Genomic DNA, 16,131 nt, shown 5'->3' with positions numbered 1-16,131 from the left:
TTGCTATGCCAAACGCAACAATTTAACAAAAAATTAACTGAAGTACGAATATAGGTTCAGTTTTACATGTATAAACACTTTGAAGGAGGGATTTCTTAACTACTGCTTTTAAAACTATGGATTAATAAAATATAATTTTAAGCCCTATTTAGCACCAATATTTAATTAAAGATTATACCCAGTAATATCTTGCTATAACGCAGTTTGGCTCATATAGTCAGCAAATTATCACACCTTATTTTGAACATCTTTGTTTATGAAATCTTCTGCTAGTGATTTTGGTACTTTATTAGGTTATGCACCTGGTAATGTTGCTGTTTACTCATCTGATTATGATACGGCTGATGAAAGCATTTATCCTAATCGTAGCGCCTATCGTAGTTACCTAGACGGTATTTACATGGGCTATAAATGGCAATGCGTTGAATTTGCCCGTAGATGGATGTACCTCAATCATGGTTATATTTTTGATGACATAGCCATGGCTTACGATATTTTTGAGCTGCGTTCAGTGCGCGATGTAAATAGCCAAAACAGATTGCCACTAAACGCGTTTAAAAATGGTGCTAAACATCACCCTCAAGTAGGTAGTTTACTTATATGGGAAGAAGGCGGCGAGTTTGAAGAAACAGGTCATGTTGCTGTCATTGTTGAAGTGCATGAAGATAAAATACGTCTTGCTGAGCAAAATGTAGGGCATCAAATATGGCCAACAAATCAAAACTGGTGCCGTGAACTAAAAGCAAAAGTAACTAAAGATGGCGACTATTGGATTGAGTGCTCTTACAGCGACGCCACTATTTTAGGTTGGATGACACAAACTGATGAAACAGAATATGCTGAGCCAACGTTTGAGCTAAACACTGACTTATTTACTATAGAAGCCCATAAAGCAGCAGATACAGGCCAAGCAAACAAGTCATGGTTAAATATTGCGAATGACGATGAAGCTGCCTACGTAGAAATGATGCAAGGCCATAAACTTACATCCGTAGATGAGGATCAGCATAATTACTTTGCAATATCTCAAACGGCGCAGCAAAGCATTGAGCATGCAACAAATGAGCTGCATGGCTTATTTATGCATGCAACCGACTATGTATTGCAGCACCCTGAGTTATTAGAAAAGTTTAATTTACCCGATGTTGTGCTTAATAAAATTCGCCAATCGTGGGATAACCGCTTAAACCAATTAATTACCAGCCGGTTTGACTTTGCCTTAACAGCAGCAGGTTTAAAAGTTTACGAATACAATTGCGATTCGGCATCGTGTTACATGGAAAGCGGCAAAGTTCAGGGTAAATGGGCAAAACACTTTGGCGTTAAAACAGGTGTAGATGCAGGCCAAAATTTATTTAAAGATCTCGTAAAAGCATGGCGAAAAAGTGAGGTAAAAGGTCTTGTTCATATTCTGCAAGATGATGAACCAGAAGAACATTACCACGCATTATTTATGAAAGAAGCTATTGAAGCCGCAGGCTTTGAATGTAAGCTAGTAATTGGCTTAAGCACACTTCGCTGGAATGAGTCAGGCAACATAGTAGATACTGATGGCGCACAACTGAGTTACGTATGGAAAACCTGGTCGTGGGAAACCGCACTTGATCAAATTCGTGAAGAATGCGAAGCCGACCAATCATTAGGTGATAACTTTGAACCACAATTCAAAGCTGGTGAAACGCCGCGCTTAGTCGATGTATTACTGCGTAAAAATGTCATGGTGTTTGAACCGCTGTGGACATTAATTCCAAGTAACAAGGCTATTTTGCCAATACTGTGGAGCTTATTCCCTAATCATAAATATTTACTTAATACCGCGTTTGAGCTTAACGACGAGTTATTACAATCCGGTTATGTAGTTAAACCAATAGTAGGACGCTGTGGCGCTAATATTCAACTTATTGATGAGCAGCAGCAAGTTATAGAAAAAACAATGGGGCACTTTGCAGAGCAAGACCAAATATACCAACAACTATTTGCACTGCCTAAAGTAGACGACTACTTTGTACAAATATGTAGTTTTACAGCCGCCGGTAAATACTCTGGTGGTGGCGTGCGTGTTGATAAAAGCATGATCATAAACGGTCATAGCGATTGTATGGCGCTGCGTATTAAATAATAAACAATACTAAGCCCGCAATTTGCTGCGGGCTTAAGTTTGTGTAGCCCTTCCCTCTTTTAAGTTTTATAGCTATCTCAAGCGAGTTACTCCTGTTAGAGTAAATTTATTAAACACCACAAATTAAGGTATTTCATGGCGAATCAATTTAATGTACTCGGCACACGCTTAAAACTATGTTGCGGTAATGGTGGCTACACACGTGAAGGGTTTTGTTATGTACCAGAATCAGATCTTGGCAATCACAGTGTGTGTGCAATTATGACTGATGAATTTTTACAATTTTCAAAATCACAAGGTAACGATTTAATAAGCCCGAACCCTCTTTACGATTTCGAAGGTTTAAAAGCCGGTGATAAATGGTGCTTGTGTGCAGTAAGATGGCTTCATGCTATTTCAGCAAACGTTGCGCCACCAGTGGTGCTTGAGGCTACAAATAAAAAATCATTAGAAATAGTGCCGCTCGATGTTTTAAAAGCGCACGAATATAAAGCCAACGTTTAAATACACCTAAGAGTAACTAAATTAAAGTCTGCATATTTTACAAATATATGCAGGCTTTTCAAAAACCCAATCTCCTCTGCAGCCTTAGAAACCTTAATTTAAAATATAACCAATTGTTTTTGAATCACTTTTCAAATAAAGCAACTTACGGCATAACAGTTGCTTCATTAAGTTTAAGTCATGCTCATAACGCAACATATTATATGAGCAACACATTACTTAATGTAGGAGAAATTATGAGTAACAATAACGAATCAAACAAAACAACTAAATTTACCGCGCCAGGTATGAGTGACGAATCAGCCCAAAAAACAATAGCTACCCTCGATAACCGCATGGTTGCATTGATAGACTTACAACTAACTTTAAAGCATATTCACTGGAACGTAGTGGGACCTAATTTTATTGGCGTACATGAAATGATAGACCCGCAAGTAGACATTGTACGCGAAATGACAGATACAATTGCAGAGCGAATTGCGACTCTTGGTGCAGTACCTGTTGGCACACCAAAATCAATTGTAGATCGCCGTACTTGGGACGAATACTCAGTAGGCAAAGGCCTAGTAACCGAACATTTGGCTGCGCTTGATAAAGTATATAACGGCGTTAATGCCGATCACCGCAAAGCAATTGAGACTCTTTCTGAGCTAGATCCGGTCTCTGAAGATATGATCACCAGCCAACTAGCCGATTTAGAGCAATTTCAGTGGTTCATACGAGCACATTTAGAATCATCTACAGGCGAATTACAAAGCTAATACATCTAAAGTAAGAAAGCCCAGCATTGTTATGCTGGGCTTTTTTTTGCGTAAAAATCTATTTATCGCTACCTAGCTTACCGCCCCCACCCCAGCTAGTACAAAATCAATATAAAAACAATAGAAAATTGGTATTACCAAAATGATTTTTAATTATTTTAACCTCTCCACTATTTCGCAAATTTATAAATCATTTAGAACTTTTAATGGTCGCTCTTCCAATTCAATATCACTTAAAAAGTAAACTAAACACGTATAAAAGTACGACATAAAATTTCAAAATAGTACTAACAAATGTATTAAATAGTACAAATAATATATAAAAATGCCTTTGGTAAAGATACTTCAATAAAATTCATTCAAAATACAAAAAATAAAAACACCCTATAAGCCATTAAATTTATTAAATATAAGCAAAATAAAAGAGGTTTTTGTAATACACATTGTGAAATTTTGGTAAACAAAGGTTGTAAATAAAGTTGAATTGGATTAATTTCAACCATACCACCTGTATGACACACTACAGGAAAGAAACAGTTAAATTGGTTAACCAAGCCAAGTAACAACACACACACAATGACGCAAGTCGTACCCAAACGGGAGAGATACATGAAACTCAATCAAATTACTTCAACATTAATTAATAAGCATAAAAGAAGTAGCTCTACAACAATCAGTGCCGCAGCCCTTTTATTAATGGCTTCTTCAAATATTGCAGCGCAAGAGGCTCCCGCAGCTTCAGAAACGGCAGCTGCAGACATTGAAGTTATTGAAGTAAAAGGCATGCTAGGCAGTATGAAAGCCGCCGCTATGCTTAAGCGTACTGACGGACGTATTGTAGATGCGATTGTTGCTGAAGACATTGGTAAGTTACCAGATAATAATATTGCAGAAGCGTTGCAACGTATTACTGGCGTATCTATTAATACCGATTTTGGTGTGGGTGACAGTGTTTCGATTCGTGGCTTACCTCAAAACCGTGTTGAATTAAATGGTCGCTCTACTATTGGTGACTCTCGTGACGGCATTAGCTTGCAAGATTACCCATCAAGCTTCTTAAAAACAGTAGAAGTAGTTAAGTCTCCTACTGCCGATATGATTGAGGGTGCATTAGGCGGAACAGTTAGTTTAAAGACAGTTCGCCCATTAGAGTTAGATAAACTAACTGGCGCAGTTTCATTAGATGGCGAATACGCTGATAAAACAGAAAATGTAGCTCCTATTTTTAGTGGTTCAATTGGTAACAACTGGGACTTTGATGAAATGGGTACCTTTGGTGCCATTGCTATGTTTTCATTCCAAGATCGCGAAATTCGCCAAGATGAAACATCTAGCCGTGTTAAACCTCAAGATATCGAAATTAATGGCCAAGAAGGTAATACACCTAGTGGCAACGCTATCGTAAGAGACGAGCACAGTGTTGAACAATACGTAGAGCAGCGTAAACGAACTGCTGTAAATTTATCTCTTCAATGGGCACCACAATCTGGTAATGGCATGGTGTATCTTGATTTAAGCGGCACAAAGCGCTCAGGTGAACAAGCTGGTAACTCTATTTTAGGTGTCGCAGGTTCACTATCAACAGATGCAAATACAACTCAAGATGCTAACGGCGTAAATAATTACACGTTAACAAACGAGTTTGGTATTCCTAAAACATACAGTGACTTTCGTGAAACTGACTCGTTTTCAAATGCACTTGGTGCAGAGTGGAACCTTACTGACAGTATCAAAATCTCAGGTGAAATTGCGGTAGCATCATCAGAAAGCGTAAGACCTGATTCTGAATTTACACTTCGCCCAATCGAAAAATCAACATTTGAAGCAAGTGGTGGAACTCAGCTAACAAATCATTTATATGATGGTGCATTCTCTCAAGACGGTAATAAATTACCAAGCATCATTCATTCAGATCCTAATGCATTTACTGACCCACAAAACTTAGCACTTCGTACGTTTAAAAGTGAAGATAGAAGAACAGACAATGACGAAACAGCTATTCGTTTTGATGTTGAAATGTTTGAGCCACTCAGCAGCTTAAGCTGGGTATCTAAAGTAAAAGCGGGTGTACGTGTTACTAACCGCGATTACGAATATGAGCAATACAAAGTAGAAATTAAAGACATTTATAAAAATGCATTTAACGACTCAGACGGTTCGTTAGCCACTTTATGGGTTGATGACTACAACGCTGCTTTTTCAAATAGCTTTACAACAGTTAGCCACGACAACTCATTTGACCAATTAGGTCATTCGGGACAAAATGACCTACTAACCTTTTTAAGCTACAACGGTTTATCTAACCCGGCCAATACTTACGCTCAGCTTCAGCAGTTACTTGCAGGTACTAACCTAGCGTCAACAGGTAGTCTTTCAGATAACCAAGAGTTCCAAGAAAGCGCATACCGCAACGTAGTTGAAGATACTGCTGCCGTGTATATATCAGCCTACTTAGACTTTGATAACATCACTGCAATTGTGGGTGGTCGTTATGTAACTACAGATTTAGAATCAAGCGTATTTCTTAATGGCGAAAAAGTAACTGGCGACAATGACTACAGCGACTTTTTACCAAGCTTAAACGTAACGTATAACTACTCAGACGAAACATTATTCCGCTTTGCTGCTGCAAAAGTTATGCGCCGCGCTGACTTTAGCGAACTAAGCCCTGCATTTGACGTTAATAACGACATTACAGGTGCAACGCAAGGCTCTATTGATTTAGAACCATATCGTGCAACGCAATACGACTTATCTGTAGAGCATTACTTTGACCAAGGTAACGTAATTTCTTTCGCAGTATTTTATAAAGATGTTGAATCTTTCTTAAGTAACGAAAGTAGCTGTGTAGCTGCATCAAGCACTTCAACAGGTCAAAACGTAACTCAATGGAACCAAGTATGTCAGCTTGACGTTGCAGGTGTTTCACAAGACAACCTAGTTTACTCGGATGCAACTGACTTCCCAGTAGATGCTGATGGCTTTAACCATGTAGCAGGCTTACGTGACGCAGGACTAACGGGTATCGATACTGTTAAAAATGTAAACGGTGAAAACGGCTCAGTACAAGGCTTTGAAGTTGGTTATCAACAGTTCTTTACAGACCTACCTGGTGCATTTTCTGGCTTAGGCATTAACGCAAACTACACATACGCAGACAGCGAGCAACCAAACGGTAACCCGTTATTAGATATTTCTAAAAATACGTATAACTTACAAGTATTTTGGGAATACGAAGGTTTCTCTACTCGTCTAGCTTATAACTACCGTGACAGTTTCTTAGATACTGAAAACGAGAAACGTGTAGAAAATATTAACTCAGACGGCAGTATTTCAGCAGAAGGTACTGTTTACGGTAATAACTACCGTGACGACAGAGGCCAGTTAGACTTCTCTGCAAGCTGGGATATTAACGAAAACGTGACCTTAGTAGGTAATGCGACCAACTTAACGGGTGAGCCTTCTATTTACCTATCTGAACTAGGTGGTGCTTGGAAGTACACTGAAGCGGATCGCCGTTACAGCTTTGGTATTCGCGCTAAATTTTAATTTTCCCTAAAAACTAAAGCCTGCTTTTATGCAGGCTTTTTTACGTCTATAAAAAAGTGGCACTTGTGTTAAAACATCGCACAATTTTTATAACTAAATATTTATTTAAAGCAATAAAATTATCATTGAATAATACCCCAAACTAAAATTTAGATACCGCGTAAACAATATCAACCTTCTGCACTTCACTTTTAGCGCACAAACTAAGCACCATACATTGCACTAAAAACCAGCAACCTTGCAGCTTGGTTATAAAATGTCTAGCATTCTAAAGCCGTACTTATAATTGGTACAAAAAAAGGATTAACAATGTTTCTAAAATACATAACAACAATATCAATCACATTATCATTACTATTATTAACAGCATGCGGCTCTGGGGGAAGTAAAACAAAAGAGGCTGAAAGTATTGAAATACCACAATCGAAAGCGGTTATTAATAACAGTCCCTTAAGTGACTACAAAATAATTATCTATGGTAATAGCCATAGTTCACAGTTAGGGGGCTTATTAGAAATAATTATTACAAGCCAGTTACCTAGCACTTCAGTCAAAATAACGACTGTCAGTGGTCGATTTTTAGATGAAATAGTCGCAGTAAATGCGAATGTCGATAAATTAAAAAGTGATAACTGGAGTCATGCAATTTTTCAAGGCCAAAAGTACTCACAATCAGGTTCGACTGACTACCCTACAAGCGCAACTGAGCGATTAATCTCGAACGCAAAAGAGCATAAAATTACACCTATTTTATTTCCAGAGCATCCTCAAAAAGGGGATCCAGCAGAAGCAAAGCAGGTTTACGACCTCCATTTAGCAATCAGTCAAAAACAACCTAGCTGCATAGCGCCAGTTGGCTTCGTGTGGAATCGAGTATTAGAAGTAATGCCTAGTATAAACCTTCATAGTGCCGACGGTAATCATGCATCCTATGCTGGGAATGTCCTTACAGCGATGACCTTTTATCAAATCATTACCTCGGAATTAACAGACACAATGCCATTTATTCCTGCTATAGATTTAACACAGCAAGAACAAGCCTTATTTGGACAAGTAGTAACAGAGGTGCTTGAGTTATATCCGGCATGTGGTGCTTAATAATCTTAAAAAATTTAAAACTAGATTTAGTGATTTCTTGAGGTGCTCAATATCAGTACATTAATACTACGCACATAAGCTGATTAAAAGACACCTCAGGAAAATTCAATTTTCACTTTTTTGCCAAATTATAAATTTAATATCTTGATAAATAATCACCTGCAATTTATTAAAATAACCGTCGTCCTAGCTATACTTATTTGAATATTAAATTTACTATCAAAACGTTGTAACTATTAGCAGGAAAACTAAGGTGCTGTCGCGTTTATATAATTTTATGCCCGGTTTAAATACATTGCTGCACTATGAACGCCAATGGTTTGCTGATGATGTAAGGGCGGCGCTATCAGTAGCTGCAGTGGCTTTACCTGTTGCCATTGCTTACGCACAACTAACCGGTGTTAACGCCGCCGTAGGGTTATACTCTTGCATACTGCCAATGATGCTATATGCACTTTTTGGTACTTCAAAACAATTAATAGTCGGCCCTGATGCCGCAACCTGCGCCGTTATTGCCGCTGTAGTAACACCTCTTGCTGCAGGTGACAGCTTTAAGCATTGGCAACTTGTTGTCACCATGACCGCCATGACCGGCTTTTGGTGCTTTATAGCCAGTAAATTTAAGTTAGGTGTATTAGCCGACTTTTTATCTAAACCTATTTTAATGGGCTTACTAAACGGCGTAGCCATCACTATTATTGTGGGTCAATTTTCTAAAGTATTTGGTTTTACTTTTTATGAGCGCTACTTACTTGAACGCCTCGGTGGTGTGCCCACATACCTAGCGCAAACACATGTTCCCACCTTATTAATGGCTTTGTTTACACTGGCGGTCTATTTTGCCATGAAACGGATAAAGCCCACGTGGCCTGCATCTATGTTTGCTATTGCTTTTGGTGCACTTTTGGTATGGATTTTTGATTTAAAACAATTTGATATAAAAACCATTGGCACCGTAACTGGCGGGCTTCCCGTTTTTAATACCCCTGTTTTTGATTTAGGGATTATTCGTGAGCTGGTGGTACCCGCACTTAACTTAGCCATCGTGAGCTTTGTTAGTATGATGCTAACTGCCCGCAGCTTTGCTGCTAAAAATGGCTACGACATAGACGCCGATAAAGAATTTAGAGCGTTGGGTATTGCCAATATAGCGTCAGCTCTTTCGCAAGGTTTTGCCGTCAGTGGCGCCGACTCACGCACCGCGGTTAACGATGCAACAGGTGGTAAAACACAGTTAGTATCAATAATTGCAGCAGCTATTATTGCGCTCATAGCTGTATTTTTAACAGCCCCACTTGAATTTATTCCAAGCGCAGCGCTAGGTATTGTACTTATTATTGCCTCTGTTCATTTACTCGATTTAAAAGCTGTTTGGCAATTAAAACGAAAAGACAAACAGGCATTTTATCTCGCCTCAGCCACCTTACTTGCGGTGTTATTTATTGGCGTTATACCAGGGATCACACTTGCTGTATTACTAGGGTTATTTCAATTTATTCGCACTGTTATGCGCCCAACAGACAACATATTAGGCGTAGATGTTAACGGTGTAGTAAGAAGTTTAGACGCCACAGATAAAGCAAAAGCAGTGCAAGGTGTGTTCATCTATCGCTTTAATTCACCTTTAACTTACTTTAATGCCAGCTACTTTAAACGCAGATTACTTGAGCAATACGCAAGGCAAAAAGACGATACACAATGTGTAATAATTGACGCTGTGCCCTGCTTTACTCATTTAGATTTAAGTGTAATGGCCATGCTTGCAGATCTCGACGTTATATTTAAAAAGCGTGATATAAGGCTTGAGCTTGCAGGTAGAAAACGTCAGTTACTTTCGTGGTTTGATATTGCAGGAATGAAGTCAGGAAAAGAAGGTATATATATTCACTCCGATCTATATGTTGCGCTACAAAAAAATAGTGTAAGCCAGCCTACCGACGAAGTTGCCTTATTTGAAGCTCATACCAATTAGGAAGAATTAGCCGTGTTGTAAATTATAAACGGCAATAAAATAAAAAAGAGTAACTGTATTTTATGATTAGTTAAACAGCTAAGCCCCCTGATTGCCCTGTAAGTTATTTTCAATTCACTACATAAGCTATTTAATGGGCTAAAATAACTAAATTCTTAACAGGCTTCTGATATTGAAGTCACATCAATAGAGCAGCTAAGTTATAATACGGTTTAACCAACAACACTACTATACAACCTTGTTGGTTAAATTATTATGTCAATTAGCATTATAAAGTCGTCGATATTGATACAGCGTGTGGCTGCATAAGATCTTTTGCTTTTTCCATTTTCTCGTGGGAATCGGTATGTACAACAATCGCCCACAGACCCGAGCGAGTTGCTTCTCTTATATTATTGATTAAATCATCGTGATCTGGCCTTAACGAAAAAGCTCCAGCAATTAGTAAACCAACAAAAGTACAAAGAATACCTATCGAAACATATGTTTCTAGGATGTGTTGTTGTAAAAATTCAAACTCTAATAAAAAGAGTATACTGGCAATAATCACACCAACAACAAGACCAACTACGGCAAATACTAAGTGTGATTTCAACATAGTTTTAGCAATTTTTTTATCTTCAGGCTCAACCTTTTCATCGTAATGTTGATCGTGAGGTGGAATTAGCCTTATGCTTTGTTTTACAAAATTCTCGTCATTATTTAAAATATCAAAGGTTGCTTTAGCTTTATGTTCGCTGTCAAAAATACCACCCACTTTAGTGGCTTTATCTCCACTGCTTATATTCGCTTTCATGGCTATTATCTCCGCATTAAATAAATAGTGGTTTAGTAAAACTACTAACACTAATTAATAAAAATTATTGATAATTGAAAATACGACTAATAAATTCACTTTATCATCATAAAAGCAGTTGCAAGACTAACACCAACTTGATTGACGAGTAATAACTCAACTCCCAAAGTAAATAAGCTTACGTGTAAATTAGAGGTGGAGGGGTTATCCTTTGTTTTTTAATACTTTTAGTACCTATTTAAATTCATCGATTATTCTAACCTTATTATTTTTGTTGCGAACTCTGCACTACAATAATTAATGTCCATATAAATCACCGTGTAGAATATACAAAAAATATTTCAAACCTCGAAGCAACTAAAAAGTAATAATTCAGTATCGCCTTGTTGATAAGCCTAGCTATCAACAAGGTTTTAAATTAATAGCATACCCTCGGAGTCAAGTTTGAGGATATATGGCTTTAAGTTAGCCTAAATAATTTGTATTTGAATACTTATAACTTCATGAAGGCCCGTTTTTTATTTCTTTGGATCTATGCTTAAATTACTGTGGATGAACCATGTGTTCAACCTCATGCCAGTTAATTTAGCAATCACTTTAATCACATAAAAGAAAATACCAATCATTGCCGACCTCGACGTTATATTTAAAAAGCGCGATATAAGGCTTGAACTTGCAGGCAGAAAACGCCAGCTGCTCTCATGGTTTGAAATTGCCGGTATGAAGTCAGGAACAGAGGGCATATACATTCACTCAGACCTATACATCGCCCTAAAAAGAAATAGCGTAAGCCAGCATACAGAGGAAGTTAATTTATTCGTGGCAGATGAAAATAAAGAGGCGCTCACACATCCATAAAATACTAAACAGCAGATCAGCTAGCTGGCTCTGCTGTTTAGTATTAAGTACTTTTTATACTTTAGGATAATTTGAAGGGAAAAACGCTTTTTTAGCGTCTTCATCAAACTCTTTTTTAAAGGCTATATCATTACCAATTGCGCGTGCACGTGCAACCGCTGGGCGGCTATCAATGCTTTCAAACCAACGCTTAAGATTTGGGTACGGTGCTAAACCCTCTTCACCTAATACAACCGGTGCTTTATCAATCCAGCCCCATGCAGATACATCAGCAATGGTATACGTATCACCCACTATAAAGTCACGACCTTCAAGGTGAGTATCAAGTACTTCGTAATGGCGCTGCGCTTCACGTAAATAACGATTAACCGCGTAATCAAGCCCTTCTGGCGCCATGTGTCTAAAGTGAACACTTTGCCCTGAATACGGACCTAAACCAGATGCGATAAACATTAACCACGACAGCATTTCAGCGCGGTCCTCGCCCTTGCCTTCAAGCTTCCCATACTTTTCAGAAAGGTACATTAAAATAGCATTCGAATCGAACACACGTGTTTCACCATCAACAATTGCTGGCGCTTTAGCGTTTGGATTAATTGCTTTAAATTCAGGTGTATGTTGCTCACCTTTTAAAGTATCAAGAGGAACAAGTTCAAACGGTAAGCCTGTTTCTTCTAAAAAGAGTGCAACCTTCATTGGGTTAGGAGTATGGTGAAAATAAAATTTAATCATGTAAAGTTCCTCAATAATTGAGCAACGATTAAAGCACAACTTGAGCGGGTGTTCAAATTAAGTTTTAACTAAGTAAAATACACAGTTAAAACGTGATTTAACTGTGAGTATTTCGTGATACTTCAATCTTAAAAATTACTTATGCTAAAGAAAAATAAACTTTTGTATGAAGTAATATGCTTAAAAATCAATTGCAGAAGCAACAAACTAAAAGTATGGCAAGTATTAGCACTACTCATATTTGGCCCATTAAATAAAAAGCCGATATTGAGCAACGCTCAATATCGGCTTTATTAATCATTTAATTTTGTCTAAATTAGTCGGCTAAAGTTGGAACTGTAATAGGAATTACAACCCTTCTTACAACTGCGCTACCATCACCTCTTATCCAAAGTATCACTTCGTAATTTAATTCCTCAAGAGAGGCATTTTTAATCCCTTTCAAATTAATTTCAAAGGTCACTTCTTCATTTGGTTTAACGTTCTCAATTAATACAGGGGTAATAGTTTCAACCCACTGCTCTCCTGAAATCACTTCAATTGAGAGATCGATTTCTTTTAAAGCCTCATCAAGAGCTGAAGAAATAGCCGCTGCAATTTCGTTACTATCATACGACAATAAAAATGTTTGTCCTTTGGTAGCTAACACAATTGAATCTAAATCATCTGTAGCTAAGCCAATTGAGCCGCTTTGCAATCCAAATACCGTCACACCTTTTTCTTGTAATACATTGATGACCTCAGTTTTGCCCGCACCCGGGTAATTCTCATCTATATCTGAATCATGAAATGGCGCGTCTGTCGCTAATAAAATAACTTTTAAAGCACCTTCACGCCAACCAATATTCATAGGTTCAATATCACCTAAACTAGTATAATTTCCATCGTTGTCTATATCTCTACCAGCTCCAGTTACAGCTTGGTACAAACCTTCTAACTGTGATTCTTGATAATCATTACCTGAATAAATGGTTAAATTATTGATTCCTGTTTTTGCGGCATCTATATCTGTAGTCACCGACTGTAATAAATAGAACGCTTCATCACCATCGTATTCATGGCCGTATCCATCAATAGGAAAGTCTGAAAAAGCAGAAACCCCAAAAGCAACATTAATTCCACGACCAGATAAGTTTTCTAATATATTGTCAGCTTGCTCTTTTAAGCTGGCTATATCATCAGTATAACTACCGCTAACATCAATTAAAAACATGACATCAATTGCTGTCACAGTAGTTTCAGGTAAGGTAAAGCTTAACTGCGAAGTAGTTTTATCCCCTTTAGATAAAGCAATTGGTGCCTTAACATCTAAAACAGAATCAACAGTTAAATCGGCTGTTTGTATTGCAGAGTGAATATTTAGTAACTGCGTAGGACCGGTTGTGCCTAGAGCTTTTGACTCTTCAGAAAGCGTTAAATTAGAAGATGTAGCAACTAAAATATCTTTAATCTCCGCTGCTTTTAATGAACTATTAATTCCTTTCACAATCCCTGCAGAGCCTGTTACTAAAGCAGCTGAAAATGATGTACCTACGCCTAAGCTACCATCAGTATTCCCCCACCCCATTTGATCACCAGGAGCCGCAATATTTACGACGTTACCCATACGTGTAAAATCAGTTTCTTTATCATCTGCATCTGTTGCCGCTACAATCAATGTATTTGTTTGCCAAGCATCTTGGGCGATATCATTGATATCAACTAAAAGTTGATCATCATTTTTTTCACAGTTATTACCAGCCGAATAAACTAGTAATACATCTTTTTCTTTTGCGTATTCCACTAAGTTAGTTTGTTGTAGACGCCAAATTCTATTACTTTTTAATCTAACTTGTGAGTCGTCAGCACAAGTGCTTGTATCACCCCAAGATATATTTACAATGCTCGCACCGTTATCTATAGTCGCCTTAGTTCCTGCTATTAAATCTGTTATATAAGTTTTAATAGGAGATTCAGATGAACACTCTTCAGTAGTTGATCCATCCTTACAACGCTTAACATAAATATCGGTATGTATTAAGTTGGCACTGTGATCAACACCATACACTGCACTGCCTTCACTCGTGTTATGTCCAGCAATAAAGCTAGATACCCACAACCCATGAGAACTATCAGTTTCTGTATCATCACCTTCAACAACACCAAATTGGCCATTCTCTTGTGCGCGTAGACGAGTTAAGCGAGAGCTTTCAATGCTAATTTGTCCTGCACCTATACCGGTATCAACAACACCTAATGTCACTGGCGCTAAAGTACGTTCTTGTAATGCATCCCATGCTTTATCTGCGGCTACAGCTTTAACCCAATAATCTCCAGAAAAAAGAGGCTCATCAGTGCTTTCCTCTGCAATATATTGTATTACAGTGTTTTTATTTTTGATTACATGATTATAATTACTAATCAGACTTAAGTTTTTTGACTCTATAACAGTATTTAAACCTGCATGCCTAACGCCGCCCATTTCCCCAATTTTTGTTATCAAGCTATTTTCAGAAGCGCCTTCTCTAACTCTTATCTGTAATACTTTTAATGCATCATCAAAACTTGCGATTCCAGCATCATTATTACTAATCTCATCAAAAACAGCTTCTAATTCAGCTTCTGTAACATCATCGTTTAAATGTACTAATACTTCATTCAGCGCTGCCTCAACGGTTTGCCCATCTATAACAATATTTTCACTACCACCAGGTATAGACATAACACTTGCGGCAACATTAGTCACATCAACAAAAACACTACTTGTAGCTGTTTGACCATCATTATCTGTCACTGTTAAGCCAAAAGTTAACGTTGTATCAAAATCAACTTCTGGAGCAATAAATTTTAAAGAATCATTAGTTAAGTTATCAATTTCAATGATAATGCCGTCAGTTTGTTGCCAAGCATACGACACTATTGAGCCATTAGAATCTTCTGCTATGCTTGTAATTTCTACTTCTGTATTTTCTTCAACAGTGACTCTTTCGTTTAAGCTCAATGTTGGTTCTACTAGTACATTTTTAATAGTAATTGAAATAGAGTCAGATGCAGTCAAACCACCATCATCAGTAGCAACTAATTCAAATACAACAACTTGCTCTTCATCTACTTCTGGCGCTGTAAAAGAAAGGGTGCTTGTATCTAAGCCGCTAAGCTCTAAATCAATTCCAGAGGTTTGCTGCCATGCATAGCTTGCTATTGTACCGGTTGAGTCTTCAGCAGTTCCTGTAAATGAAATAGATTGATTTTCATCTACGATAAGGTCAGCTCCTGCATTTACTGAAGGTGCTGTATTGGCTACTACTTTAGGTGTTTCACTAGTACTAGATGGGTCTTTATCACTGCCACACGCAGTTAAAATAGAGGTTGCGATTAAACACAATGCAAAGCACTTTGTCTTTTTCATTTAATAAATCCTTTTGAAATTTACTGATTTTTAGTAAATCAAACATCCGTTTAAAACTAAAATCGGGTGTTTTGACCCAATAAAAAGTTATACTGAAACCTTATTTTAACTAAATGACACTTAAAGGCAACAATTAAAAACCAAATAAAACAACAGGATAGCAACTTAAGCAACACAATACTGTACCACTTATCAGAACAATAAAAAAATAAAACACAAATAATTAACTTAATTAAAATAATAAAACGAAGCGATACTTCCTAAAACAACTCACTCCCCCCTTATTTCTAGATAAAAAAGGCTAAAAAAATAATTAGCATAATATTTATTAGGTAAATATAACCTTGATAAATA

9 protein-coding genes and 1 pseudogene are annotated in these 16,131 nt (G+C 37.5%); 7 read left to right on the top strand and 3 right to left on the bottom strand.

Annotated features, from left to right (window positions below; all coding sequences use genetic code 11):
• The first annotated feature begins 256 nt into the window (after nt 1-256).
• From gss to H5161_RS09250, 6 genes are all read left to right on the top strand, one after another.
• Nucleotides 257-2,119 (top strand): bifunctional glutathionylspermidine amidase/synthase, encoded by a 1,863-nt coding sequence (gss, locus tag H5161_RS09275; RefSeq protein WP_182769138.1) that lies wholly within the window; start codon nt 257-259, stop codon nt 2,117-2,119.
• 135 nt (nt 2,120-2,254) lie between these two features.
• Nucleotides 2,255-2,623: a DUF2237 family protein gene (locus tag H5161_RS09270; protein WP_182732786.1), complete on the top strand. Its 369-nt coding sequence runs from the start codon at nt 2,255-2,257 to the stop codon at nt 2,621-2,623.
• Nucleotides 2,624-2,859: 236 nt separating this feature from the next.
• Nucleotides 2,860-3,384, top strand: a complete 525-nt coding sequence (dps, locus tag H5161_RS09265) for a DNA starvation/stationary phase protection protein Dps (protein WP_024595435.1) — start codon at nt 2,860-2,862, stop codon at nt 3,382-3,384.
• A 609-nt stretch (nt 3,385-3,993) separates the two neighbouring features.
• Entirely contained in the window at nt 3,994-6,933 is a 2,940-nt protein-coding gene (locus tag H5161_RS09260) for a TonB-dependent receptor (RefSeq protein ID WP_182694014.1), read from the top strand.
• A 309-nt stretch (nt 6,934-7,242) separates the two neighbouring features.
• Nucleotides 7,243-8,031, top strand: coding sequence for a hypothetical protein (locus tag H5161_RS09255; protein ID WP_182769137.1), 789 nt, complete (start codon nt 7,243-7,245; stop codon nt 8,029-8,031).
• A gap of 253 nt (nt 8,032-8,284) precedes the next feature.
• The gene (locus H5161_RS09250; RefSeq protein WP_182769136.1) at nt 8,285-10,003 is read left to right on the top strand and encodes a SulP family inorganic anion transporter; all 1,719 of its coding nucleotides are present in this window, start codon (nt 8,285-8,287) and stop codon (nt 10,001-10,003) included.
• A gap of 268 nt (nt 10,004-10,271) precedes the next feature.
• Here H5161_RS09250 and H5161_RS09245 read toward each other — a convergent pair whose 3' ends face one another.
• Nucleotides 10,272-10,799, bottom strand: a complete 528-nt coding sequence (locus H5161_RS09245) for a hypothetical protein (RefSeq protein WP_182693385.1) — start codon at nt 10,797-10,799, stop codon at nt 10,272-10,274.
• Nucleotides 10,800-11,420: 621 nt separating this feature from the next.
• Between H5161_RS09245 and H5161_RS20110 the strand changes: the two are divergent.
• A pseudogene (locus H5161_RS20110) lies at nt 11,421-11,657 on the top strand (sodium-independent anion transporter); the annotation flags it as partial.
• 54 nt (nt 11,658-11,711) lie between these two features.
• On the opposite strand, the gene H5161_RS09240 reads toward H5161_RS20110, so the two are convergent.
• Together H5161_RS09240 and H5161_RS09235 are read right to left on the bottom strand one after the other, a co-directional pair.
• Nucleotides 11,712-12,389, bottom strand: a complete 678-nt coding sequence (locus tag H5161_RS09240) for a glutathione S-transferase family protein (RefSeq protein ID WP_182769135.1) — start codon at nt 12,387-12,389, stop codon at nt 11,712-11,714.
• A 316-nt stretch (nt 12,390-12,705) separates the two neighbouring features.
• Nucleotides 12,706-15,777: a PKD domain-containing protein gene (locus H5161_RS09235; protein WP_182769134.1), complete on the bottom strand. Its 3,072-nt coding sequence runs from the start codon at nt 15,775-15,777 to the stop codon at nt 12,706-12,708.
• Between the last annotated feature and the right edge of the window lie 354 nt (nt 15,778-16,131).

Source organism: Pseudoalteromonas sp. SG43-5 (genome assembly GCF_014164345.1).
Lineage (GTDB): Bacteria > Pseudomonadota > Gammaproteobacteria > Enterobacterales > Alteromonadaceae > Pseudoalteromonas > Pseudoalteromonas distincta.
The sequence above is the reverse complement of the archived record's forward strand: the minus strand, read 5'-3'. Positions and strand labels throughout refer to the sequence as shown.